The sequence below is a fragment of the Streptomyces sp. NPDC052052 genome, assembly GCF_040680455.1.
Taxonomy (GTDB): domain Bacteria; phylum Actinomycetota; class Actinomycetes; order Streptomycetales; family Streptomycetaceae; genus Streptomyces.
This window is the reverse complement of sequence record NZ_JBFAWU010000027.1, coordinates 33609-57759: the sequence shown is the minus strand read 5'-3', so window position 1 is coordinate 57759 and position 24151 is coordinate 33609. Positions and strand designations below refer to the sequence as shown.

The following is a 24151-nucleotide window of genomic DNA, read 5'->3' as shown; positions in this document are numbered from 1 at the left end:
TGCGGCCGCCATCATGGCTGCTGCGGTCCGCGCAACCCGTGCAGGAGCATGTGGACCGCACGGGTGCGAAACGTGATCGACTCCGTTGGTTCACGGCGATGGTCTTGCCCCACTGTGTGACGGGGCTTACGTTCTCCTCTACGCCTGTGTCTACGGGCGTAGAAACGCATAGAGGCCCTCTGACGCCGCGTCGAAGGAGCAGCTCATGTCCCAGGTCGTACGCGCCGCACTCGTCCAGGCCACCTGGACCGGCGACACCGAATCCATGATCGTCAAGCATGAGGAGCATGCCCGCGAGGCCGCCCGTCAGGGCGCGCAGATCATCGGTTTCCAGGAGGTGTTCAACGCCCCCTACTTCTGCCAGGTGCAGGAACCCGAGCACTATCGCTGGGCCGAGGCCGTCCCGGACGGGCCGACCGTCCGGCGGATGCAGGAACTCGCCCGGGAGACCGGCATGGTGATCGTCGTGCCCGTCTTCGAGATCGAGCAGTCCGGCTTCTATTTCAACACCGCAGCCGTCATCGACGCCGACGGTTCCTATCTCGGAAAGTACCGCAAGCACCACATTCCGCAGGTCAAGGGGTTCTGGGAGAAGTACTACTTCAAGCCGGGAAACGCCGGCTGGCCGGTCTTCGACACCGCCGTGGGCAAGGTCGGCGTCTATATCTGCTACGACCGCCACTTCCCGGAGGGCTGGCGACAACTCGGCCTCAACGGTGCACAGGTGGTCTACAACCCGTCCGCCACCTCGCGCGGCCTCTCCAGCTATCTCTGGCAGTTGGAACAGCCCGCGGCCGCCGTCGCCAACGAGTACTTCGTCGCCGCGATCAACCGCGTCGGCCAGGAGGAGTACGGCGACAACGACTTCTACGGAACGAGCTACTTCGTCGACCCGCGCGGCCAGTTCGTCGGCGAGGTCGCCGACGACAAGGCGGAGGAACTCCTCGTACGCGACCTCGACTTCGGCCTGATCGAAGAGGTCCGCCAGCAGTGGGCGTTCTACCGGGACCGCCGTCCGGACGCCTACGGGGGACTGGTGGAGCCGTGAGCAGCCTGCACCAACGCCACCGCGCCGTCAGTCCCGACTGGCTGGCGCTGTACTACGAGAACCCCCTGGAGATCACCCACGGCGAGGGGCGTCATGTCTGGGACGCCGACGGCCGGGGCTACCTCGACTTCTTCGGCGGCATCCTCACCACCATGACCGCCCACGCCCTGCCGGAGGTGACCCGGGCGGTGAGCGAGCAGGCCGGACGGATCATCCACTCCTCCACGCTCTACCTCAGCCGGCCGATGGTCGAGCTGGCCGAGCGCATCGCCACACTCTCCGGCATCCCGGACGCTCGGGTCTTCTTCACCACGTCGGGCACCGAGGCCAATGACACGGCCCTGTTGCTCGCCACCGCGTACCGCGGGTCGAACCAGGTCCTCGCCATGCGCAACAGCTACCACGGCAGATCCTTCTCCGCGGTCTCCGTCACCGGCAACAGCGCCTGGTCGCCCACGAGTCTGTCCCCGCTGCAGACGCTGTACGTGCACGGCGGCGTCCGCACCCGCGGACCGTACGCGCACCTCGGCGACGCGGAGTTCATCGCGGCCTGCGTCGCCGATCTGGAGGACCTGATCGGCCACACCCACGAGCCCGCCGCCCTGATCGCCGAACCCATCCAGGGCATCGGCGGGTTCACCTCACCGCCGGACGGCCTGTACGCGGCCTTCCGCCGGGTGCTCGACCGCCACGGCATCCTGTGGATCTCCGACGAGGTGCAGACCGGATGGGGCCGCACCGGCGAACACTTCTGGGGCTGGCAGGCACACGGTGAGAACGGGCCACCGGACATGCTCACCTTCGCCAAGGGCATCGGGAACGGCATGTCGATCGGCGGCGTGGTGGCCCGCGCCGACGTCATGAACTGCCTCGACGCCAACTCCATCTCGACCTTCGGCGGCTCCCCGGTCACCACGGCGGCCGCGCTCGCCAACCTCTCGTACCTTCTCGACCACGATCTGCAGGGCAACGCCCGGCGCGTCGGCGGACTGCTGCTCCAACGGCTGCGTGCGATCGGCGCGGCATCGGAGTGTGTCTGGGAGGTACGGGGCCGGGGTCTGATGATCGGCATCGAACTCGTGAAGCCCGGCACCGACCAGGCGAATCCGGAGGCCGCGGCCGCCGTGCTCGAAGCCGCCCGGGAGGGCGGCCTGCTCATCGGCAAGGGCGGCGGACACCACACCAGCGTGCTGCGGATCGCACCGCCGCTCTCACTCACCATTCCCGAGGCGGAGGAGGGCGCGAAGATCCTGGCCGAGGCGCTGCGATCGGTGGCATGAACACCGGCCCATGAGCGAGAGACCGGTACCGAATGTCCACCATGGGCCGATCCGGGTGACCATGAGAACGGGCGGTGTCACTCCGCGACGGGCGGCCGGGACGTCGAAGCGCCGGGGTCCCTGACAGGAACGGGCGCCGTGATCACCCGCGAGAAGGCGAGGTAGCCCACCATGACCCTCACGGACTCCACGGATGCTGTCCTGGCCGGCCTCGGTGGCATCCGGTCCGGCCTCGAAGACGTCTACAAGGACGTGCACGCTCACCCCGAGCTGGGGCACCAGGAGCACCGCACCGCGACCCGGGTGGCGGAACTCCTGAGAAACGGCGGCTACCGGGTGCACGAGGGGATCGGCGGCACCGGCGTGGTCGGTGTACTGGCCAACGGTGAGGGGCCGACCGTTCTGCTGCGGGCCGACATGGATGCCCTGCCGATCCGTGAGGAGACAGGTCTGCCCTACGCGAGCACGGCCGAAGCCACGGACACCTCCGGCCGCCGGGTGCCCGTGGCGCATGCCTGCGGTCACGACATGCACGTCGCCTGCCTGCTGGGAGCAGCGCGGCTCATGGCCGCCGCGCCGGGGGCGTGGCAGGGCACTCTGGTGGCCTTGTTCCAGCCCGCCGAAGAACCGGGGGACGGCGCCGACCGGATGCTCACCGACCACCTCTCCGACCTTGTTCCTCACCCGGACGTCGCGTTCGCCCAGCATGTGCTTCCCCATCCGGCCGGGCAGGTCGGCACACGCTCCGGGGCCTTTCTCTCCGCGGCGGACAACGTGAAGATCACTGTCCATGGCCGGGGTGCTCACGGCTCGGCACCGCAGGCCGCCATCGACCCCGTGGTGATCGCCTCGATGATCGTCGTTCGTCTCCAGACGATCGTCTCGCGCGAGCTGGCCGCCACCCAGCCGGTCGTGGTCACGGTGGGCTCCGTCCAGGCGGGCACGAGCGGCAACGTGATCCCGGAGTCGGCGGAACTGCTGGTGAACGTGCGCACGTACGACGACGAGACCCGGCGAGCCGTCCTGTCCGCCGTGCGGCGCATCGCCCGTGCCGAGTGCGATGCCTCCGGGGCGACTCGAGCCCCGCAGATCGAGGAGGGCACCAGCTTTCCGCCGACCGTCAACGACGACGGGGTAACCCGCGAGGTCACCGCCGCCTTCGCCGCGAAGTTCGGGGAGCGCGCGGTCACGGCCGAGCTGCAGAGCGCCAGCGAGGACTTCAGCCGGATCCCGGACGCGTTCGGCACCCCGTACACCTACTGGGCCCTGGGCTGTATCGACCCGGACACCTACCAGGCCGCCCGGCAACGTGGCACCGTGGCCCAGGAAATCCCGGTCAACCACAGCGCCCGCTTCGCACCCGTCCTGCAGCCCACCCTCGACACCGGCGTCCAGGCCCTGGTCACAGCCGCAATCACCCACCTCGGGAGACCGGGCCGTATCAGCCGATGAGGAGGGTGCGCAGATCCCGGCCGAGGCGCTTCGGTCGGTGGCATATCGACGCCGGCCATGAGCGAGAGCCGCGGCGCACAGCGCGGCTGTTCCCGCAACCAGAAACAGGCGCGCGGCGCCGCGTCGTGCGGTGGGCCGGTGGAGTGCCAGGAAGGTGAAACAGAATCGTCTTCAGCGGTTGACCGCAGCGGTATTGCCACAGTGGGTAGCCCACTTCTACGTTCTTCATCACGCACGTTGTCTACGTGCGTAGACCCATTCCGCCACAGTGAGGAGGGGTACATGAGCGGCACCGTCATCCACGGTGGTCTCGTCATCACCGCGTCCGACGAAATCCATGCCGACGTACTCATCGAGGGAGGCCGCGTCGTCGCCCTCGCAGCGCACGGCACCGACGCGGCCGAGAGCTGGAACGCCGACCGGAGGATCGACGCCACCGGCAAGTACGTCATCCCCGGCGGAGTCGACGCGCATACGCACATGGAGATGCCGTTCGGCGGCACCTACGCGGCCGACACCTTCGAGACCGGCACCCGCGCGGCCGCCTGGGGCGGCACCACCACCATCGTCGACTTCGCCATCCAGTCCGTGGGCCGCCCGGTCCGCGAAGGACTGGACGCCTGGTACGCGAAGGCCGACGGAAACTGCGCCATCGACTACGCCTTCCACATGATCCTCTCCGACGTGAACGAGTCCTCGCTGAAGGAGATGGACCTTCTCGTCTCGGAGGGTGTCACCTCCTTCAAACTGTTCATGGCCTACCCGGGCGTCTTCTACAGCGACGACGGCCAGATCCTGCGCGCCATGCAACAGGCCTCCCACAACGGCGGCCTGATCATGATGCACGCGGAGAACGGCATCGCCATCGACGTCCTGGTCGAACAGGCCCTGGCCCAGGGCCGCACCGACCCGCGGTACCACGGCGACGTCCGCAAGGTCGCGCTGGAGGCCGAGGCCACCCACCGTGCCATCCAGCTCGCACGCGTCGCCGGATCCCCGCTGTATGTCGTGCACGTCTCCGCCGACGAGGCCGTCGCCGAGCTGGCCGCCGCCCGCCACAAGGGACTTCCGGTCTTCGGCGAGACCTGCCCGCAGTACCTCTTCCTCTCCACCGACAACCTCGCCGAGCCCGACTTCGAGGGTGCGAAGTACGTCTGCTCCACCCCCCTGCGCCCCAGGGAACACCAGGAAGCGCTCTGGCGAGGCCTGCGGAACAACGAACTCCAGGTCGTCTCCACCGACCACTGCCCCTTCTGCTTCTCGGGCCAGAAGGAGATGGGCCGCGGCGACTTCTCGAAGATCCCCAACGGCATGCCCGGCGTGGAGAACCGGATGGACCTGCTCCATCAGGCGGTGGTGGACGGCCACCTCTCGCGCCGCCGCTGGATCGAGATCGCCTGCGCCTCCCCGGCGCGAATGTTCGGCCTCTACCCGAAGAAGGGCACCATCGCCCCGGGTGCCGACGCCGACATCGTCATCTACGACCCCGCGGCCGAACAGACCCTCTCCGCCGAGACCCATCACATGAACGTCGACTACTCGGCGTACGAGGGGAAGCGGATCACCGGCCGGGTCGAAACGGTCCTCTCACGCGGCGAAGTCGTCATCGACGGACGGAAGTTCACCGGCCGGACCGGACATGGCATGTACACCCCGCGCGCGACCTGTCAGTACCTGGACTAGGAGCACCGTCATGGACTTCGGACTCGTCCTCCAGACCGACCCGCCCGCCTCGGCCGTCGTCGAACTGATGCAACGCGCCGAGCGCAACGGATTCAGCCACGGCTGGACCTTCGACTCGGCGGTGCTCTGGCAGGAACCCTTCGTCATCTACAGCCAGATCCTCGAACACACCGAACGCCTCGTCGTGGGACCCATGGTCACCAACCCGGGAACCCGTACCTGGGAGGTCACCGCCTCCACCTTCGCCACCCTCAACGACATGTACGGCAACCGCACGGTCTGCGGCATCGGGCGCGGCGACTCGGCGATGCGCGTCGCCGGACGCAGACCCAACACCCTGGCCCGACTCGGTGAGGCCATCGACGTCATCCGCGATCTCGCCGAGGGGCGGGAGGCCCGCGTCGACGGCCAACCGGTCCAGATCCCCTGGGTGAAGGACGGCAGACTGCCCGTCTGGATGGCGGCGTACGGCCCGAAGGCGCTCGCCCTCGCCGGGCAGAAGGCCGACGGCTTCATCCTCCAGCTCGCCGATCCCTTCCTCACCGAATGGATGATCAAGGCGGTACGGGACGCGGCGACGGAGGCCGGCCGCGATCCGGACTCCGTGACCATCTGCGTCGCCGCCCCCGCGTACGTGGGCGACGACCTCGACCACGCCCGCGAACAGTGCCGCTGGTTCGGCGGCATGGTCGGCAACCACGTCGCGGACCTGGTCGCCCGGTACGGCGCGCACTCCGGACTCGTCCCCGAGGCCCTGACCGCGTACATCGCAGGGCGGTCCGGCTACGACTACAGCCACCACGGCCGCACCGGAAACCCGGACACCGCTTTCGTGCCGGACGAGATCGTCGACCGCTTCTGCCTGTTGGGCCCCGCGGAGGCGCACATCGAAAAGCTCCGGGTGCTGCGCGATCTCGGTGTCGACCAGTTCGCCGTCTACAACATGCACGATGCGCGCGAGGCCACCATCGACGCCTACGGCTCCCGCATCATCCCCGCCCTGTCGGCCTGACCCGCCCGCACGGGCCGTACGCACCCGCGCACCCCCGTCCTCCCTCGCCCCGTCCCGCCCCGCACGGCACCGCTCCCGAGTGAAGGGTCCAGCCGCCATGACGTCGACCGTTCCACCGAACCCACCCAACCCAGCCAACCCACCGCTTCCCCCGCAGAACCCGATATCCGATCCCGCGGGCCGTGTCGAACTCGCCCCCGGCACCGTCCAGGCCGACAACCGGTTCGTCAACGAGGACCTGCTGCCCGCCCCACTGGAGCAGCGCCGCTGGACGACATACAACTTCACCGCGCTCTGTGTCGCGCGAGAGGAAACACGAACATGGCCGCGGGGTGCTGACCTGCGGGTTCGTGGGGCTGCTCGCCAGGTGGGAGGTGCGGGGGCCGGTTCGTCCAGGTGCGCCTTGCGGCTGCGGACTGCTGCTGTTGCATCTGGCTGAGCCGGTGCCTGCGCCCTGGCTCCGTTTCCAAGAGCGGCGCCAGGGACTGACTGTTGTCCCGCTCCGTCGTATGACCCCGAGGATCCAGTGGCGAGTTCTCGGGCAGGTCACGTTCCCCCGCAGGAGACTCCGCGAACCGAGGTGGCTTCATGTCCTCCAATGCACCCTCCATACCTGATACGTCCACGATCCAGCAGACCCATCCCGATGGCCGCGTGGCCCTCGCTGATGGGATCGTCCTGGACGACGCCCGGTTCGCCAACGACGACCTGGCGCCGGTTCCCGTCGAAAGGCGCACGTGGGGCGTTTACAACTATGTGAGCCTTTGGGTAGGAATGGCTCATAACATCCCGTCCTGGACCCTGGCCTCCGGTCTGGTCGCGCTCGGCATGGACTGGAAGCAGGCGGTCCTCACCATCGCGCTGGCCAACCTCATCGTGCTGGTGCCGATGCTGCTCACGGGGCATGCGGGAACGAAGTACGGGATTCCCTTCCCGGTGCTCGCGCGGGCGTCGTTCGGGATGCGGGGCGCGAATCTGCCGGCGCTGATTCGGGCGGCGGTGGCGTGTGCCTGGTTCGGTATCCAGACCTGGATCGGCGGCGAGGGGATCTTCCTGCTGGCCGGAAAGGTCTTCGGTGGCAGTTGGCAGAGTGCCGGTCAGATTGCCGGGCAGCCGTGGACACTGTGGCTGTCGTTCGGTCTGTTCTGGGCGCTGGAGATCGCTGTGATCGCGCGGGGCATGGAGACCCTGCGGCGGTTCGAGAACTGGGCCGCGCCGTTCGTGATCGTGGGCGCGCTGGCGTTGTTGGTGTGGATCGCGGTGAAGGCGGGTGGGTTCGGTCCGCTGCTGTCGCAGCCGTCGGCGCTGGGGTGGGGTAGCGGTTTCTGGAAGGTGTTCTTCCCGGCTCTGATGGGCATGATCGGTTTCTGGTCCACGCTGTCGCTCAACATTCCGGATTTCACCCGTTTCGGCGGCAGCCAGCGCGCCCAGATGCGCGGTCAGGCCCTGGGGCTTCCCACCACCATGACGCTGTTCGCCCTGCTCTCGGTGCTGGTCACCTCTGGCTCGCAGGCGGTCTACGGCGTCCCGATCTGGGACCCGATCGCGCTCGCCGCGAAGATGGACAGCGTCGCGGGGACGCTCTTCGCCCTGCTCGTGGTTTTGGTCGCCACCGTGTCGGTGAACATCGCGGCCAACGTCGTCAGCCCAGCGTACGACCTCGCCAACCTGGTCCCGCGCGTCATCAACTTCCGTACCGGCGCGCTGATCACGGGCGTGGTCGGGATCGCCATCATGCCGTGGCGACTGATCGCCAACCCGCACGTCTACATCTTCACCTGGCTGGGCGTCGTCGGCGGACTGCTCGGCACCGTCGCGGGCATCCTCATCGCCGACTACTGGATCGTCCGCCGTACCGAACTCGCCCTGGACGAGCTGTACAGCCCTGCCGGCCGCTACTGGTACACGGGCGGCTGGAACCTGCGTGCCGTCCTCGCCCTCCTCGTCGGCGGCATCCTCGCCATCGGCGGCTCCTACTCCACGATCGACGCGAACGGCACCGCGCAGGGCCCCTTCCCCACCGACGGCCTCATCCCGCTTCTCAAACCCCTCGCCGATTACGGCTGGGCCGTCGGCCTCGCCTCCTCCCTCCTTCTCTACACCCTCCTCAACCTCGGGGAACGTACCAGGCGCTGAGAGCCCGAAGCTCCGCAGCGCTCATCCCGAACACGGCGGACACGCTGCACCGTTGGTGCAGCGTGGAGGGCCCCCTTCGCCCTGGCCACAGTCGTTCGACGCAGTCGGCCTGGGCCGGAACGAGGGCCATTGGACAGCAGCTCGGGCTCGGCACCGCAACCGCCCTGGCCGAGTGAGGCGTGATGCCCCCGGCTGTGGACGTCCGCATCACTCAGCAGCCCGAGGCCCGGACAACGACGCGTCGCGCCGTATCTATCACCTCTCCCGGTCAGTCGGTTCTCCTTGGCCAGGACCGTTGCTGGACAACCAGTGAGATCGATGGCACGTCCGGTGGGAGCGCCCATTCGGTGACGTGCAGGCCCGCCAGCTCGATCAGTTCCTCCGGAAGTCCCAGCAGGTGCAGTGGGGTCCGGCTGTGACAGGTCAGCCAGGCCCGGCGCCGCTCTTGTTCCGCCGGGTCGAGCTGCGCCCATACGTCGACCATCACCCCCGGCGGCACGCAGGGCACGGGGTGGGTGCGCCGTCGCACGTAGGGCAGGTTGGCCACGTCGTCGGCGAGCGCGATCAGACACCAAGCGACTTCGTAGGACAGAGTGGGGCCGTGGGCGGCTCGCAGCCGACGGGTGCGCCACTGCCAGCGCGGTGCCAGCAGCCAGCGGACCGTCGTCAGCGATACGGCCCGCTCCCGGGAGCGGGAGCCTTCGGCTCCTTCTTTGCCGCTGCTCATTGTGCTGAGCGCTCGTCGCGTGAGGTGCTCTGCTCCAGCTGGATTTCGCGTTTACGCTGTTCTTCTTTGATCCTTTCGACCGTTCCGGCGTAGAGGATGAGCCGAGGGGTCTCCTCCAGCCCTGCGTAGTCATCGAGCTGGAACCCGCTGGCGTTGTAATTCTTCTCGATGTCATCTGCTGTCGACTGTGAGGTGGTGCCGCGCTCTCGGAACTTGAAATATCCGGTGACCCCGGCGGAGATGCCGACCAGTGCGCTCAAGGATGAGGTGACGATTGATAGGGCTGCGTTGGATCCCTCGTTCATCGCCGTCAGGGTGGATACCACGATCGACCCGGTGATAATGACTAGCTGGAATGAGTTGTGCACGCGCCTGTTACGGCTCGCCTGCGCCCGGTAGGAGGCGATGACGTCGAGCGAGGCCTCCCGATAGACGCGCAGGCCCGAGGTCGTGTCGAGAGGGAGTTGAGCGGCCGCCGTTTGGCGCTTCTGCAGCGCGTCACGGAAGTTACTCGTCTTCTTGGCCAGGTTTTTGTGATTGCTGTAAAGCCAGCATGCACAAGCAATCCATAAGATGTTGACGATAATCAGGGAGAGCCATCGGGTGACACCATCGTTCGCCTTCCACAGGCCGACGATGACGGTGTATCCCAGCATTCCCGTCAGGGTTAAAGAACCTAACAGGATCAGCCAGCCGATCCTCTGAAGCGCCTTAGCTGCCCTCAGGTCCGCTTCCCTTACGCTGAACGTGGCGAACGCTTCTCTGTATTCCTCGTGCGGATCAGACGTCAAGAGACCCCCCGGGTGAATGAACCTCCGAAGGTAAGGGGCGTGATGTAGAGGTCGCAATGGCGCGTTGTGATTGGTGAGGTTTTATGCGGCGCGAGTTGTGTAAAGAAACGTATGAGATTTAGAGGTTGTCTCACGTGGCAGGTTTCGCGAGCTTCTTGTAGCAGGTCAGGATGGCGGCCACGGCCAGGCCTCGGCTCTGCCAATAGTTGCGGACCACGTACGGGATCTTGAGACCACGAGCAGCCCATGGCAGGCTCATGCTGCATGATCGATGAATTCGCGAAAGACAACCTGCACGGGAGACTGCGGCGGGACCGCAAGGCGCTGCTCTGGAAACTCGACGGCTTGTCCGAATACGACGCCCGCCGACCTTTGACGGCGACCGGGACCAACCTCCTCGGCCTGGTCAAACACGTGGCCATCGTCGAGGCCAGGTACTTCGGCGAGGTCTTCGACCGCCCTTCCCCGGAACCGCTGCCCCGGTGGCAGGACTCCAACGGCAGCGATCTGTGGGCGACCGAGGACGAGACTCGCGATCAGATCATCGGGTTCTACCGGCGCACGTGGGAACACTCGAACGCGACGATCAACGAGCTTCCCCTCGACGCCCCCGGCCACGTGCCCTGGTGGCCGGAGCCTTATGCCGACACCAACCTGTTCGCCATCATGGTTCATGTCCTCGGCGAGTCCATCCGGCATGCCGGGCACGCCGATATCCTGCGCGAGGGCCTCGACGGCCGGACCGGGTTGCGCGCCGAACTCGAGAAGCAGATCGACGAGGAAGCCCGTGCAGCCTACTGCGCGAAGATCGAGCAGGCCGCCAGGTCGGCCGCACCAATCAAGGCTTAGAGGTTGTCTCACGTGACTTGATGTTCGTGCGGCATGATGCCGGTCGCTCTTCGCGGGACAGCAGGACGGCCGTTCTTCATGCTTCGAGGTGTCGAGCACGTCGCGTGAAGGTACGGCCGCTGGTGAAGAGTCTCGCTCCTGAAGGTTCCGCCGACGCCGCGCTGGGCGTCCCGTCCCGGCGTTGTCAGCGAGGTTTGACCACCAGTAGGTTCGTGCCACCGATGCTTGAGTGAACTCGGGCTGCTCGACTAGGCCGTGTCCGTTAAATCCGGGCCCAGGTTAGGACCGCCGCAAGGACCGCAGCCGAGCGGTAGACGATCGCGAGTTTGTCGAACCTCGTGGCCGGCCCACGCCACTGTTTGAGCAGGTTGAAGGACCGCTCGACGACGTTTCGGCCCTTGTAGAACTCGGCGTCGAAAGCAGGCGGACGCCCGCCCGCAGAGCCACGCCGTTTCCGGTTGGCCCGCTGGTCACGAGGTTCAGGAATGACGGCTTTGATACCGCGGCTCTTGAGTTCTTTCCGGATCTTCTTCGCGGAGTATGCCTTGTCGCCCAGCACTGCTGCCGGGGTCGTGCGGGGCCTGCCAACGCCGAGCCGGGGAACACGCAGCTCCGCCAGAAGCAAGGGCAGGGTCGAGCCGTCATGCGCCTGCCCCGGCGTGACAACCACGGCCAGAGGCCGGCCGTTGCCGTCCACGGCATGATGGATTTTCGTCGTCAACCCGCCACGGGAACGACCGATCCCGTGGTCCGGCGGTTCTTCGTGCGCGCCGTCACCGTGGGCGTGAGCCCCCTTTTGGAAGCTTCGGAGCGGGTGGTGTTCGTGGCGTGCTGGCGGGCACGGTTGACGGTGGAGTCCACTGAGACTCGCCAGTCGAGTCGTCCGGCTGCGTCTGCCTGGGCCAGCAGGATCGCGAGGATGCGGTCCCACCAGCCCTCCCCGGCCCAGCGGCGGTGGCGTGCCCACACTGTCTTCCATGATCCGAAGCCGGTCGGCAGATCTCGCCAGGGGATGCCGGTGCGGTATCGGTAGACGATCGCATCGATGACGCGCCGGTGATCGGACCACGGCCGTCCCCGCTTGCCAGCGCTGCTGGGCAATAGCGGAGCGATGCGTTCCCACTGGGCGTCGGTCAGGGCGTGATGGCGGCTGTTCACAGCAGGCTCCCGAGGCTCGAACAGGTGCGGGGAGGGGTGCATGACAGTGGGCGGGCAGCCCCTTCCGCTGGGCTGCCCGCCCACTGTTGTCTCGTGCCAGGCTGGTTCGCGGTGGCGCTGGGCACCCCGGCAAGGTATGGCCACCGATCGTGAGGTCAGTAGCTGTAGGGGCCGAAGCGCCCCCAGGCCACGAACACCGCAGTGGCCAACAGCACGAGGTTGACCACGACTGCCGAGGATTCCCTGCGGCGGACATGGGTGCCGATGGCCAGAGCCATGATCACGGCCAGACCGACCGCTGCGGTCGGTGCGAGAACAGGTGCGATCCCCGTCCATGCCGGCAGGATCAGTCCGAGCGCGCCGAGCAACTCGGCCACGCCGACCAGACGCAGTGCGCCGGTCGAGACGTCTTCGACCCACGGCAACTTCTGCGCGAGCTCTTCCTTGGACTGGATGGACTTCATCACCCCAGCCACCGCAAACATAACGGCCAGCGCCCCGGCCACGATCCACAATGCAACGTTCACAGGGCATCCCCCTTCATCCGGTTCACCCAGGGCGGACATGCGGGACGGAACGGCCCGGGCGTACCGGGTCAGACGGTGAAGATCTTCTCGGACTGGTCGCGCTGAACGTGCAGATCCCAGTACAGCGGGGAGATCTGATCCGCGGAGGCGCTGGGCACGCCTTCCGGAGCGCGGTCGCCGATCCACGCCCCAATGGCCACGTGCGCGGCCTGGATACCCTCGGGCTCAAGTTCCTTGTGCAAGTTCAGCACCCATGAACGCAGGGCCGCACCGGCGGTGTTGATGTCACCGAGCATCGGGGTGGGATCCACTGACCCGGCTCCGGTGGTGAACAGCAGCGTGCCCGTACCGGCCTGCCGCATCGCGGGGAGCACCGCACCGGTGGCCGCGATCGCGCCGTGGACCAGGTACCGCATCTGCAGGTCCACGTCCGCGGCGGTGACCTTGGTGGGCGTGAGGTACTTCGGCTCGGGTCCGCCCGGGGAGTACTCGAGCACGTCGATTCCCCCGAAATGCTGTGCTGCGGCATCGAGGGCGCCGGTCAGGGACTCGGCGTCCAGGACATCGGCCGCGAACCCCTTGGCCGCGATGCCTTCGGCGGCGAGGGTCGCGGCGTGTGCGTCGAGGTTGGCCTGGTTGCGGGAGAACAGCGCCACGTCGAAACCGCGGGAACCGAAAGTGCGGGCAATAGCCAGACCCATACCGGGTCCGGCGCCGACGACAGCGATGGTAGACACGAAGAGAGCTCCTTCGACTGGGCCGGCCGCTCGGGAACGGGTGAGAAGCCGACGGTTATTAGTAGTTCCTTGGTAACTTTGGATAACCGTCATGGGATGGTCAAGAAGGCACTTTGAGGTGCCGTGGTTCTCTGGAGGTAACCGTGCAGGCCAACGACGGCATCGACCCGATCTGCGGACAAGACGGAGCCCGTGCCCGAGAGGCGCTGGACCTCGTCTCAGACAAGTGGTCGCTCTACGTCGTGGCCGCCCTGGGACAAGGCCCGCTGCGGTTCAGCCAGGCCCGGCGAGTCGTTGCCGGGATCAGCCAGCGCATGCTCACCGTGACGCTGCGCCGACTCGTACGTGACGGCCTGGTCTCACGCACCGTGGCCCCCACGGTGCCGCCACAGGTCACCTACGCACTGACCGAGGCCGGGCACAGCCTGCGTCTGGCCGTCCAGCCGCTGATCAAGTGGGCTTTCGCCACCGTCGACAACATCGACGCCGCTCGCGCAACCTACGACGCCCAAGCCGAAGATCAGGCATGACCACGAATCCGTGGATTGCCGCGAATTAATGGACACGGCCTAGTGGTGAGGCGGCCACGGCCCGCGGGGGCCACTCAAACTTCGGTGAGAACCCTCAGCCTTCGCTGCGACAGGTCATGAATCAACTGATGGGGGCGGCCCCTGTACGGTCTGCCCCCATCGGTGCTCGCGACTCAATGGGTGCGCGGTGGAGTCATCCGTGCGTGCAGCAGGGTGCTGCGGGTGAGTTCGGTGCCCTGCTTGTGGTCCTCGTTGAGCAGCGCGGTCAGGCCCTTGGGTGCCTTCCAGTGCTCGCGCGGTTGGGGCGGCTCCGAGGCCGTCCAGGAGCGCGTTGATGACCGTCGCGGCATCGCTGGGCCGCGCCGTATCCGTTGCCCCACCACAGGTGCTCGGCTGGTGTGCACGGGGTGGACGTGGCCGTCGCTGGTGGTGACCCACACGGTGTGGTGCAGGACGACCGAGGCGAGTTCCGCGTCGCCGGCCGGGAGGGACGGCGGGGCGAAGAACCGCCAGTCCCGCTTACCGCCGTGGTCGGGGGTGTGCATGACAGGCATGTCGGTGAGCGGGTTGATGAAGAAGGCCTCCGCCTTCTTGCTCTGGGCGAGGATCACGTGGGCGGCGGTCGGATCGCACATGGTGAGCCGACGGGTCCGTCGCTCGCTGATCGCGCCGCAACGCACCGGCACCTCGGCGAGCGCTCCGAACGGCGGCAGGTCCGGTTCGCGGCCGACGACGACTTCGATCGCCGCGACGGCGTCCGGATGGTTGCTGAGGGCGAGCTTGTGCCAGCCGGCCTCGAGGACCTGGCGGTCGCCCCCGGGCCGCAGAGTGTGGTGGCTGGTGTCGGGTTCGGCCGCGATGACGACGGGGTTGGGTCTCCTGCCATAGCCCTTCTTGCCGCAGATCTCGTTGTCGTGCTGGGTGTGGTCGATCCGGTTGTTGTGGATGTCGTTGGCCATGTCCGTCGCGGCCAGGTGCGAGGCGACGTTGCGCGCGGCGCGGCGGAGGATCTTGTCGTTGTAGTTGGCCAGCACCTCCACGACGGCCGCGGGGGCGCCGGGCTTCCACTCACGGATCAGTGCGGCAGGCGCAGCGGGTCGGGCCACCAGGGCAGATCGTGGCCAGCAAGGGATGCGACGTCGCCCCGGTCGGCTTCGTACTCGATGCCCGGGTGCGCGGTGTCGGCTGGGACCAGAGCCGGCCCGCGGAATCTCATGTCTCCGTACAGGGCGCAGACGGTGACGACCCCGTCCGGGTTTCCGTCGCGGGCGATGGCTGTGGCGACGTCGGTGGCGACCTTGCGGTCGGCGCAGTGCACGACCTGGATCGTGCCGAGGGCGGTGTGCCAGTCCAGCGCCGGTCCTCGCACCGTGTCCTTGTAGCCGGCCCACCAGCCGGGTGGCAGGTCCTCGGGGAGCGGGCGCAGCAGCACGGCGCCGCGGCGGGCGAACTTCGGCGTGTGGGCCGCCCACCGGTAGACCTGGAAACCGTTCCAGACGTCCTCGGGCTCCTTCTTGCCGTCGAACCCCGCGAACGGATCGCGCGGCAGCTCGGTCGATTGCGGGAAGTCGTCGTACTTCCGGACCAGCCGCCACAGTCCGAAGGAGTTGATGCCCAGCAGCTGCTGGACTTCGGTTCGGCGAGCGTGCCGATGGCGGAGGCGCCGTCCTTGCCGATGATCAGGTCACTCTGTGACTACCCATCAGAAACCGCAGGTCAACGCAACAACAGCCGTCGGCTCACCGCATCCGGACCACCGTCAGCACCCCGTGCAAGTGGTTCACCCCCGGGGAGGCTTCCGACCTTCGCCAAGATCACTTAACGTACACATGTGAGCACCCACAGTAACGAAGGGGAAGTTGTGTTCCGTACCGTGAAGCAGCGCCTGGCCGTCGGCGCCATCGCGGCAGTTCTCGCCGCCACCGCCACCTCGTTCTCCGTCTCGGCCGCCGACGCCGCGGGCACCGACCTGACCTACGGCAGCAACATCCTGCTGCAAAACCAGTACGGAGGTAACGGCGGATACCTGGACACCAACGGCATCTCCGGCCAGCCCGGCGCCACGTACAACGTCAACACCAACCAGACCCCGAACAGCCGCGGCCCGGCAACGTCGGTGTGGAAGGTCGTCTCCGCCACCGGAAAGGCAGCCGGAACGCGCGTCACCAGCGGTGACGTCATCTACCTCGTCAACCAGTACGGCAGCGGCACCTACCTCGACACCAACGGCGTCTCCACCAAGAGCGGCGCCAAGTACAAGGTATCGGCCACCACCACCAAGGACCGGGGCCCGGGCACGGGGAAGTGGCACATCTTCGGCAAGACGTCCTCGCCCACGGACGGCCGTATCCGCACCGACGACGTCGTGCATCTGCTCAACGACTACGGGTCCGCCAACGGCGGCTTCCTCGACACCAACGGCGTCGCCAACCAGTCCGGCGCCAAGTACGACGTCGTCACAAGCCACTACACCGACCGCGGCACCGGAACCGGCTCCTGGAAGGTCCTGCCCTCCAACTGACCCCGGCCCGTGGGGCTGCCGCCCGAACACGGCGTTTGCGTCGGCGGCAGCCTCGCACCCAGACCGCCGCGGACAACGGGTTCCCTCGGGACACGGCCTGGATCGGAGAGTCGACGTCGGTCAGGGGCTCGACCAGGTAGGTACGCCGCTCCGTACCCGTGTCAGGGCGCGCCGAGCACCCGGTCCGGCCGGCACACGTCGCGGCGACGAGTTCAGTCGAGACGGTCATACCTGTCCGGCTTCCAGTCAGCGAACAAGGTGATCGCCTTCTCCATCTCGGTGCGTTCCGGGGTCGTGGAGGTGGCCGGCCACCAGTACTCGACCTGATGAGCGTCGACAAGTACACCCTCGCGGTATCCGTCGAAGTCACCGGGGTCTTCTGCGACGCCCATGTGGATGGGGGCGTCGTCGGGGAGGTCCTTCAGTGCCTCACGGAGCTGCGCGGCATTCCAGACCTGCGGGGTGTGCTCGAAGATGTCGCTCATGGGCACAGGGTGCCGGACCGGACTGCGTGGCGGGTGGAGCCACGGCTGTACCCCGGGCCAGAGCGCTGATCCGGGGCAGAGGGGGCGGGTGAAGAGCTGAGCACCAGGTGGTGAACCGAACCCGGCCGGTGGCCACGGTACCGAACAAAGTGGCCGGCGTGCCGCATGGTGCAGGAAACGGTGGCAAGCCGGGCCTGAGCACCCGTGCGCCCCACCAAGCCCCCTCCCCGCGAACATGCCCGTGACGGACCGTCGAACCCATGGGCGGACGGTGCGGACATTGCCATGGCTCAACAGAGCCCGACGACCTGGTTCAGGTCGCTCCCGGAGAACACTGGTGCGAGCAATGCCCTGACAACTGGGCGTACGACGGTCTGATCGAGGAACGGAACCGCGGTGAGGACGACACGCCAACCAGGCCGATCGGTGACCCTGACGAGGCCCAGCACCGGCGCGGAACAGCGGCGTAGAAGCCGCGCCCGGGCCGGTTCTCAGTGCGCTTCGGGCGGTTCGCCGCAGGCGCCGGGGTACATGAGTGTCTCGAAGTACTTGTGAGCAAATCCGCCGGGGCCGTCGTCATCGCGTTGCGCGGCCCTCAGACAGTCCCGGCCACGAGAGCACCGGCCGCAGCAGTCGTGACTGGGGATGGTCCAGTTCGCCTTCTTGCTGCACCCGTAGTGGCGGCACACCCAGTAGCCGCCAGCGTGGTTGGTCCAGTGCACGTGGTGGCCGAGGGAGCTGCAGCTGGTGCTGCAGGCGTGGTTGGTGCCGTCTGTGACGGTCGTGGGGGTGCCGGCGTTGGCGAAGGCGCGGAGGAATCCGATCGCTACAACGCCAACGCCAGCAAGCACAGCCGTCTTGGCAACCCTGGGGATGCCCCTGCGGTCGGCGATGCGTTGACGCAGGGTGCGTCTACTCCTTGCGTCAGGTTCTGGTTCCCCGACCGCCTGGTCCTCGGTGGTGTCATCCATCGAGGGCTGGTCCTTTCGCTCGGATCGGTCGGGCCCGGTCCTCGGTGGCCGGGTAATAGATGTGGGTCGTGGCCTGCTCGGGGTGCTCCCGGAAGAGAAAGTTCTCGAGGCTGCTGCGCGCCTCGTCGAGCGCCTTCGTGGCCTTCGCGAGGTTGCGTGCCGGGCCGGACTCCGGGCCGGTGTGCGGGTACGCGTTGCCCAGCTGAACATGCAGGGTGGTGAGCTCGTCACGTATCACCGCGAGGTGCCGGCCGAGCTGAGTGTGCTCTCCGAGGGTGAGGCGCTTCTTCTTCACGAGGGGATCATCTCCTCCGATATGCGGGCATGTCCGCCCGACTTCACCGCTCCGGGCGGGGCATGTCATGGGGCAGGAACTCCCACTGACACCCCGTGCGGTTCTGGTGGAGAATCGCGTTCACGATCTCCCGCATCGCGTATTTCCCCTGATGTCCGCTGACCGACGGGTGCCGGGCCTTCCATGCCGCGACCACGGGTTCGAGGAGCTCCCACTGCTCATCGGTGAGATCGCTCGGGTACGGCATGCACATGCCCATGCCGCAACCCAAGCGAACCTCGAACCCCTGACCGGCAGCCATGCCCCAACGTCACACCGTCAAGCGATGACAAGACCGGCGGAACGCCACATCCCGCACTCTCAGTGAGTGAACAGATGCCGACGGCGGTGCTGCGGGCGCCGTTATGGATCAGGACGATCAGCCGGCCGGGGCCGGGGTAACGACAGGCGTGCCGAAGCTGCCGTTGCCCTTGCCGGGGTAGGCGTAAATGCCGCGGTTGTTGTGGATGGCGAGGATGTCGGCCTTGCCGTCGGCGTTGAAGTCGCCAGCGGAGACCAGACGCATGCTCTGCCAGCCGGCCCCGGTGTTGACCGCGCCGTCAAAGGTGCCGTTGCCCTTGCCCGTGTACAGGTACAGGGCGCCGCTGTTGTGGATGGCGTAGGCGTCGGCCATGCCGTCGTTGTCGAAGTCGCCCGCGACGACCGCACGCATGTTGGGCCAGCCGGTGCTGGCTTCGACAGCGGGGGCGAAGGTGGTGCCCTGGCCGGCATAGAAGTAGAGGTTGCCGTTGGTGCTGACGCCGATGACATCCCCCTTCGTGTCGCCGTTGAAGTCCGCGGCGGCCATGATCCCGATGGTGTTCCAGCCGCTTCGCGGGATGGAGGACCCGGTGATGCCGTTGTTGCCGTTGCCGGGGTAGAGGTAAAGGTTCCCGTTGACATTGGCCGTGAGGATGTCGGCCTTGCCGTCACCGGTGAAGTCCGTGACGGCCAGCAGGCGCATCCCGGTCCAGTGGCCGGAGGACACCTTGACACGCTGGCCGAACGCGCCCTTGCCGTCGCCGGGTTGGACATAGAGGTAGTCGTCGGCCGCATCAATGGTCAACAGGTCGGCTTTGCCGTCCGCATTGAAGTCGGCGGCCGCCATCAGCTGTGCCCACGGCCGGGCCACAGTCGTGGCGATCCAGTCGGCGATGTCGTCGGTGCGCATGGCGATGGCGTCGGTGCGCGTCTCGCTCTCGCCCAGACAGCCGCCCTGCCAGGAACGCGAGGCCACGCCGACGATCTCACTCTGACCGTCCGTCTCACGGATCAGCGGGGCGCCTGCATCGCCCTTGCAGATGGCATCATCCGCCGTCTTGCCCGTGATGTTGACCGCGGTGTCGGTGACCGCGTCCGTAGTGAACGCGGCGGTGTGGAGCTTGTTCTGCACCCACTCCGTCTTGGTCCGCCCGAACCCCGCAGCGGTCAAACTCTCACCCGCAGCCACGGGGGTGCCCGCAATGGCAAGGGTGGGGACGTCGGTGATGGGCTCGGCGAGCCGCGCCATCACCAAGTCCCGATCAGCATGCGGCACCAGTTCGAGGATCTCGCTGACATGCCCTCCCGTACCGGACAGATCACTACGCCCCACGGTGGCCACGCTCTTGAGCTTGGGCAGGCCGGCCGTCAGCGATCCGGGCTGCGCAAGGTCATCGGCGAAGCAGCTGGCCGCGGTGAGGATCCACTGCGTCTTGACCAGCGCACCCGAGCAGGCCCGAGCGGTCTCGCCCTCACCGACATCAATCTTCACCGTGTAGCCATATGTCCCGTCCGCCGCCGGGTGGCCATTCATGGCCTGTGCGGACGGCCCAGAGAGGGTGCCTGCGGAGAGTGCCACCATGGCTAGCGCACCAGTCCACACGGCGCGAGGACGTTTGCTCAACATATCTGTTCCCACCGAATCTCTAGCGTGGTTGACGAACACAGGTTCACTGCAGGGGCTTGAAGGGCAAGCCCACCTAATCGGAAACCGAGCTGGCCTGCTACAGGTATGCGGCAAGGCCGGTGCTGCGGTCCGGAGGAGCCAGAAGCCGCGGAGAGGCGCGAATCCGTACGACTGCCGAGGTGGCTGGTCAGCCAGTGACGCGGATCTCCATGAGGACGCTGCGAGCGCCTCCGACAGTGCCTTCACCGACGCTCTCCAAGGTGTCCTTGGCACCATCGACGGTCTGAGTCGTGCCGTTGGCGGAGAGATCGGCACTGGCAGGGTGATCTGCGGTCTCGATGGCGAAGACCCGAGGGACTTCCATGGTGAGGTAGCCGGTTTTGGCGCTGGCCTGGAAGCAGTCCGCGTTGGGCTCACCCGCTTCCTGGTCTGCGGGGGTCAGGACAACTTGGGCCTTGATGTGCGGCGCGGTGTCTGCGCAGTCGGTCAGCAGGATGTGGCCGTCGCCCTTGATGATCTCGATGTACTTCGTGGCCAGGACGTTCGCGGCATCCGGATTGGCAAAGTCCTCGACAGCAGATGGTGGAGTGTTCTCATCGGCTGCAGCTGAAGCTGCGGCGGTTGTCGGGGAGGGGGAGGCGGAGGCCGGGACAGGAATTCCGGCCAGAGCCAGTAGTGCGCTCGATGCCGCAGCAACGAGCAGTCTTTGCAGGCAAGTTGTCACCGCGGTCCTCCCTTCGGACATGGGTGACACCGCATTCGAGGCCCCCCACGAACATGTAATCAACAAGTAAAGACTTCGCGGAAGGTACCTGGGTGGAAGAGTGTCGTCAAGGCGGCAATCCCATCGGAGACTGCGCGAACAGCCCGGGACGACGCCACCTAAGGGCTGTCCCGTAATCCCCGGCGGGCGCCCGACGACAGCTACGGCACCTCGCAGCGTTGTCGGGCTCGCCCGAATACAACCCGGTATGAGGACGACCCTCCGCCTCGCGGTGCACCGCATCTGACGCCGCGCGCTCATCCACCGGGGATTACGGGACAGCCCTTAGGCAGACGCATCGCCCGATTTCATCCCACCTCAGAGTTGTTGTTGTTGTCCGAGGGGTGTCGGCTCGGTGGATCGAGCGTCCTCCTCCTCGTAGCGCAAACGTCGAGACAGTGCCAACTAGCCCCCAAAGATGCCGATTTGTAAAGATCTAAGATTCTTTTCTTCGCGAAGGCTTCGAAAAGTGCACATGGTTATGCTCACGACTGCCGAGATTCAGCTTCCAGCAGCGTCAGTTGCCGGTCAGTGAGATGAGTTCTCCTTGAGACGAAGAAGTCGCAGGGCGGTGATCCATGGAGGGCGGCATGTGCTACACGTGCGCTTTGCCTGGCCCTACTGTTCCACTTCGGCCATCGCTGACGATCCAACAGGGGCCAACGGAGCTGTCAATGCTGCTCCCCGTGGGCGAGCCATTGACTGAGCGACTCCGTCGGGGATCTTGATTTTCGAAGGTCCCTGTCCTTGGCGCCACCAGCGGGGCCGGGGTAGTCCGCGGGCGTCGAGGTACTGCTGGAACGCGGTCGGCGAGCGGGGTCGGCAGGCGCTGTCGGTGGGGTCCTGGGCGCTGAGACGTTCGATATTGACGGCGATGGCCGTCAGGACGTGCTGGACGTGGGCTTTGGCCGTGCCGCGGTAGCGGCAGCGGCGCATCTGATGGCCGTTGACGAGCTCGTTCACGGTGCCCGCGACGCCGAAGCGGGAGGCGTAGAGCCGGTGCCACGCCGGGGCCTGTTGGTCGGCGCGGTTTCGGGCCTGGAGGTCGTGGAGGTGGCGGGGGAGTTCACGGTGCGTGGCGTTTTGCCGCTGATGCAGGAAGTGCGGACGGGACAGGGGCCGCAGTGTGCAGGGTTGAAGCGGACGACGGTGTAGGGGGCATCGCCGGGAGTTCCAGCCAGTTGCCGCTGATCTTCCCCTTCGGGCAGGTGACGGTGTGGCGGTCGAAATCGATGGCGAATTCCTCGCGGGTGAAGCCGCGGGCCTGCCTGCGCCAGGCGGGGCTGGGCGGGAGCGGGCCGACCGTGCTGATGCGGTGGGTGCGGGCGGCGGTGTCGAACAGTGTGACGGAGGTGTAGCCGCCGTCGACCAGATGCGTGGCGGGCAGCAGGCGGCGCCGCTTGAGCCGGGTGTGGATGCCGGACAGGGCCGTGCTGTCCGCGGTCGGGACGGTGGTGGCCACGTCCGTGATGACGTTGACGCCCTTGTCGTCGTCATGAAGTAGGGGTTGCAATGACGCGTTGTGATTGGTGAGGTTTTATGCGGCGTGAGTTGTGTAAAGAAGCGCAAGAGATTTAGAGGTTGTCTCACGTGGCAAGTTTCGCGAGTTGCCAACATGTTCCACGTCCTCGGCGAGTCCATCCGGCATGCCGGGCACGCCGATGTCCTGCGCGAGGGCCTCGACGGCCGGACCGGGTTGTGCGCCGCCGTGCAGGGTGCGGAGGCGCGCCTCGGTGAGCGGGGGTAGTGCGAACTGTCGTGCGGCGAGTGCGGCGTCGGGGACGGACAGGTCGCCGACACGGTCATCGAGCTTTCGCCCCTGAGACCGGGTTGTCGCACTGCCCCTGGTCGGCACCTGCTGGGGCCGGTCAGGAGGTGTGGAACCCCACGAGGTCGGCGAGCAGGGTGATGCTGTGGTCGAAGAAGACCGTGTCGTTGTCGAAGGCGCCGTGGAGGTGGCCGAAGAGTTCCATGCTGACCGCTCCGAACAGTTGGGTGTAGGCACTGACGGCGCGCATCAGCAGTGATGGCGGGACGTCGAGGAAGCCTGTCGCTTCGGCGAGGGTGGCGGCGTTCGCGGCGACCTCGTCCGACCAGGGTTCGCCGGCGGGTTGGGCGAGTTGTCCGGTGCGCCAGGCATCGCACGCGATTCCCAGCAGCAGCAGCGGGATTCTGGCGGCCGGGGTGATGGTGTCCTGGGGTGCCTGGTAGCCGGGCACGGTCGTGCCGTACAGCAGTGCGTACTGGTGCGGACGGGCGAACGCCCAGTCCCGCACGCCGTGGCACACCGCCAGCCAGCGGTCGCGGTGCGCCTTTTTGGTGGCCGCCGCGGCGTCCAGATGGTCGGCGAGGTCGCCGTAGGAGTCGATGATCAAGGCGGTGAGCAGCTGTTCTCGGCCGGGGAAGTAGCGGTACAGCGCGGAGGGTGCCATGCCGAGCTCGCGGGCGATGGCACGAAGTGTCAGCCCGGCGGAGCCGTGCGCCGACAGCTGGCGGAACGCCTCGGCCTTGATGTCGTCGATCAGTGCTGAGCGGGCCCGCTGTCGGGCGTTGGGGATTGCTGCCATGCCCCCAGCATGCCACAGGAGAGAACGCCGATCCGAAACGAGAACAGTGTTCTTGACAGCGGATCGCGAGCGTGACTACTGTTCTTCAACGAGAACAGCAGTCACGAATCGGGAGGGGCACGATGTTCCAGGAGATGCGCTACCGCGGACCGTCGCTCGACGAGCTGCACGAGAACTACGCCAAGCGGCACCGGATCGACGAGGCCGCGCCCATTCGGTCCGCGCACGAGGTGGCGATCGACGCGCCGGTCGAGCGGGTGTGGGCCCTGCTCGCCGACCCCGCCGGCTGGTCGGCGTTCGACCCGGCCATCCACGACGTGCGCGTCGTCGGGAACGACACGGTCGCGGTGGACACGCGGTTCACCTGGGTCAACGGCCGCGCCAAAATCGCCTCACGGTTCGCCGTCGTCGAGCCGCTGCGCGAGATCACCTGGACCGGCAGCGCGATGGGCTCGCGCGCCGCGCACCGTCACCTCCTCACGACTCGCGAGGACGGCACTACGCTCCTGCGCACCGAGGAGTCCATGGCCGGCACCCTGCTCGGGCTCTTCTACAACAGCGCGAAGCTGCACGCCGAGCTGACGCGCTGGCTCGACTCGATCAAGGCCGCTGCGGAGCAGTCATGACCCGGACGACGCTGGGAACGCTGCGGGAGCTGCCGCCGCCGGTGTGACCTGCGACGGTCAGGTGCA

General features: G+C 67.1%; 24 protein-coding genes and 4 pseudogenes. 12 read left to right on the top strand and 16 right to left on the bottom strand.

Features of this window, described 5'->3' with window-relative positions; all coding sequences use genetic code 11:
• Positions 1 to 205 precede the first annotated feature (205 nt).
• The 7 genes and pseudogenes from AB0L71_RS27690 to AB0L71_RS27660 all read left to right on the top strand — a co-directional run bounded on the left by AB0L71_RS27690 (position 206) and on the right by AB0L71_RS27660 (position 8611).
• On the top strand, positions 206 to 1048 hold the full coding sequence (locus AB0L71_RS27690; RefSeq protein WP_365247921.1) for a nitrilase-related carbon-nitrogen hydrolase: 843 nt from the start codon (positions 206 to 208) through the stop codon (positions 1046 to 1048).
• Positions 1045 to 2328 carry an aspartate aminotransferase family protein gene (locus AB0L71_RS27685; protein ID WP_365247919.1) on the top strand — a complete coding sequence of 428 codons (1284 nt, stop codon included), beginning with the start codon at positions 1045 to 1047 and terminating at the stop codon, positions 2326 to 2328. The genes AB0L71_RS27690 and AB0L71_RS27685 overlap by 4 nt, the downstream gene beginning before the upstream one ends.
• 171 nt (positions 2329 to 2499) lie before the next feature.
• Entirely contained in the window at positions 2500 to 3780 is a 1281-nt protein-coding gene (locus AB0L71_RS27680) for an amidohydrolase (protein WP_365247917.1), read from the top strand.
• A 282-nt stretch (positions 3781 to 4062) separates the two neighbouring features.
• Positions 4063 to 5463 (top strand): dihydropyrimidinase, encoded by a 1401-nt coding sequence (hydA, locus tag AB0L71_RS27675; RefSeq protein WP_365247915.1) that lies wholly within the window; start codon positions 4063 to 4065, stop codon positions 5461 to 5463.
• Positions 5464 to 5473: 10 nt separating this feature from the next.
• A complete protein-coding gene (locus tag AB0L71_RS27670; protein ID WP_365247913.1) occupies positions 5474 to 6475 on the top strand; it encodes a TIGR03842 family LLM class F420-dependent oxidoreductase in 1002 nt (333 codons plus the stop codon).
• Between the two features lie 97 nt (positions 6476 to 6572).
• Positions 6573 to 6776: pseudogene (locus AB0L71_RS27665) on the top strand (nitrate reductase); the annotation flags it as partial.
• Between the two features lie 287 nt (positions 6777 to 7063).
• On the top strand, positions 7064 to 8611 hold the full coding sequence (locus tag AB0L71_RS27660) for an NCS1 family nucleobase:cation symporter-1 (protein ID WP_365247911.1): 1548 nt from the start codon (positions 7064 to 7066) through the stop codon (positions 8609 to 8611).
• A 268-nt stretch (positions 8612 to 8879) separates the two neighbouring features.
• Here AB0L71_RS27660 and AB0L71_RS27655 read toward each other — a convergent pair whose 3' ends face one another.
• The 3 genes from AB0L71_RS27655 to AB0L71_RS27645 all read right to left on the bottom strand — a co-directional run bounded on the left by AB0L71_RS27655 (position 8880) and on the right by AB0L71_RS27645 (position 10388).
• Complete coding sequence (locus AB0L71_RS27655) at positions 8880 to 9338, bottom strand: hypothetical protein (protein ID WP_365247909.1); 459 nt, start codon at positions 9336 to 9338, stop codon at positions 8880 to 8882.
• The gene (locus AB0L71_RS27650; RefSeq protein ID WP_365247907.1) at positions 9335 to 10129 is read right to left on the bottom strand and encodes a DUF4231 domain-containing protein; all 795 of its coding nucleotides are present in this window, start codon (positions 10127 to 10129) and stop codon (positions 9335 to 9337) included. The genes AB0L71_RS27655 and AB0L71_RS27650 overlap by 4 nt, the downstream gene beginning before the upstream one ends.
• Positions 10130 to 10259: 130 nt before the next feature.
• Positions 10260 to 10388, bottom strand: a complete 129-nt coding sequence (locus tag AB0L71_RS27645; protein ID WP_365247905.1) for a hypothetical protein — start codon at positions 10386 to 10388, stop codon at positions 10260 to 10262.
• Positions 10389 to 10393: 5 nt separating this feature from the next.
• On the opposite strand from AB0L71_RS27645, the gene AB0L71_RS27640 reads away from it, so the two are divergent.
• Entirely contained in the window at positions 10394 to 10978 is a 585-nt protein-coding gene (locus tag AB0L71_RS27640) for a DinB family protein (protein WP_365247903.1), read from the top strand.
• Positions 10979 to 11240: 262 nt separating this feature from the next.
• Here the strand turns inward: AB0L71_RS27640 and AB0L71_RS27635 are convergent.
• The 3 genes and pseudogenes from AB0L71_RS27635 to AB0L71_RS27625 all read right to left on the bottom strand — a co-directional run bounded on the left by AB0L71_RS27635 (position 11241) and on the right by AB0L71_RS27625 (position 13400).
• Positions 11241 to 12136, bottom strand: a pseudogene (locus AB0L71_RS27635) (IS5 family transposase).
• Between the two features lie 155 nt (positions 12137 to 12291).
• The gene (locus AB0L71_RS27630; protein WP_365247901.1) at positions 12292 to 12663 is read right to left on the bottom strand and encodes a DoxX family protein; all 372 of its coding nucleotides are present in this window, start codon (positions 12661 to 12663) and stop codon (positions 12292 to 12294) included.
• A 68-nt stretch (positions 12664 to 12731) separates the two neighbouring features.
• Entirely contained in the window at positions 12732 to 13400 is a 669-nt protein-coding gene (locus AB0L71_RS27625) for an SDR family NAD(P)-dependent oxidoreductase (protein WP_365247899.1), read from the bottom strand.
• Between the two features lie 143 nt (positions 13401 to 13543).
• On the opposite strand from AB0L71_RS27625, the gene AB0L71_RS27620 reads away from it, so the two are divergent.
• On the top strand, positions 13544 to 13930 hold the full coding sequence (locus AB0L71_RS27620) for a helix-turn-helix domain-containing protein (RefSeq protein ID WP_365247897.1): 387 nt from the start codon (positions 13544 to 13546) through the stop codon (positions 13928 to 13930).
• Positions 13931 to 14103: 173 nt separating this feature from the next.
• Here AB0L71_RS27620 and AB0L71_RS27615 read toward each other — a convergent pair whose 3' ends face one another.
• On the bottom strand, positions 14104 to 15036 hold the full coding sequence (locus tag AB0L71_RS27615) for a hypothetical protein (RefSeq protein ID WP_365247895.1): 933 nt from the start codon (positions 15034 to 15036) through the stop codon (positions 14104 to 14106).
• Positions 15006 to 15362, bottom strand: a complete 357-nt coding sequence (locus tag AB0L71_RS27610) for a hypothetical protein (RefSeq protein ID WP_365247893.1) — start codon at positions 15360 to 15362, stop codon at positions 15006 to 15008. The genes AB0L71_RS27615 and AB0L71_RS27610 overlap by 31 nt, the downstream gene beginning before the upstream one ends.
• A 399-nt stretch (positions 15363 to 15761) precedes the next feature.
• On the opposite strand from AB0L71_RS27610, the gene AB0L71_RS27605 reads away from it, so the two are divergent.
• Complete coding sequence (locus tag AB0L71_RS27605; protein WP_365247891.1) at positions 15762 to 16451, top strand: hypothetical protein; 690 nt, start codon at positions 15762 to 15764, stop codon at positions 16449 to 16451.
• A 212-nt stretch (positions 16452 to 16663) separates the two neighbouring features.
• Here AB0L71_RS27605 and AB0L71_RS27600 read toward each other — a convergent pair whose 3' ends face one another.
• The 7 genes and pseudogenes from AB0L71_RS27600 to AB0L71_RS27570 form a co-directional block, all read right to left on the bottom strand.
• Positions 16664 to 16936, bottom strand: a complete 273-nt coding sequence (locus AB0L71_RS27600) for a DUF6225 family protein (RefSeq protein WP_365247889.1) — start codon at positions 16934 to 16936, stop codon at positions 16664 to 16666.
• 963 nt (positions 16937 to 17899) lie between these two features.
• Complete coding sequence (locus AB0L71_RS27595) at positions 17900 to 18202, bottom strand: hypothetical protein (RefSeq protein ID WP_365247887.1); 303 nt, start codon at positions 18200 to 18202, stop codon at positions 17900 to 17902.
• A 55-nt stretch (positions 18203 to 18257) separates the two neighbouring features.
• Positions 18258 to 18461: pseudogene (locus AB0L71_RS27590) on the bottom strand (transposase); the annotation flags it as partial.
• Between the two features lie 159 nt (positions 18462 to 18620).
• On the bottom strand, positions 18621 to 20168 hold the full coding sequence (locus AB0L71_RS27585) for an FG-GAP-like repeat-containing protein (protein ID WP_365247885.1): 1548 nt from the start codon (positions 20166 to 20168) through the stop codon (positions 18621 to 18623).
• Between the two features lie 148 nt (positions 20169 to 20316).
• Positions 20317 to 20853 carry a hypothetical protein gene (locus AB0L71_RS27580; RefSeq protein ID WP_365247883.1) on the bottom strand — a complete coding sequence of 179 codons (537 nt, stop codon included), beginning with the start codon at positions 20851 to 20853 and terminating at the stop codon, positions 20317 to 20319.
• A gap of 657 nt (positions 20854 to 21510) precedes the next feature.
• The gene (locus AB0L71_RS27575) at positions 21511 to 21990 is read right to left on the bottom strand and encodes a transposase (protein WP_365248016.1); all 480 of its coding nucleotides are present in this window, start codon (positions 21988 to 21990) and stop codon (positions 21511 to 21513) included.
• Positions 21959 to 22405 (bottom strand): hypothetical protein, encoded by a 447-nt coding sequence (locus AB0L71_RS27570; protein ID WP_365248023.1) that lies wholly within the window; start codon positions 22403 to 22405, stop codon positions 21959 to 21961. The genes AB0L71_RS27575 and AB0L71_RS27570 overlap by 32 nt, the downstream gene beginning before the upstream one ends.
• 96 nt (positions 22406 to 22501) lie before the next feature.
• On the opposite strand from AB0L71_RS27570, the pseudogene AB0L71_RS27565 reads away from it, so the two are divergent.
• Positions 22502 to 22597 (top strand): annotated as a pseudogene (locus AB0L71_RS27565) (DUF664 domain-containing protein); the annotation flags it as partial.
• 163 nt (positions 22598 to 22760) lie between these two features.
• On the opposite strand, the gene AB0L71_RS27560 reads toward AB0L71_RS27565, so the two are convergent.
• Complete coding sequence (locus AB0L71_RS27560; RefSeq protein WP_365247881.1) at positions 22761 to 23459, bottom strand: TetR/AcrR family transcriptional regulator; 699 nt, start codon at positions 23457 to 23459, stop codon at positions 22761 to 22763.
• A gap of 122 nt (positions 23460 to 23581) precedes the next feature.
• Between AB0L71_RS27560 and AB0L71_RS27555 the strand changes: the two genes are divergently transcribed.
• The gene (locus tag AB0L71_RS27555; protein WP_365247879.1) at positions 23582 to 24085 is read left to right on the top strand and encodes an SRPBCC family protein; all 504 of its coding nucleotides are present in this window, start codon (positions 23582 to 23584) and stop codon (positions 24083 to 24085) included.
• The last annotated feature ends 66 nt before the right edge of the window (positions 24086 to 24151 follow it).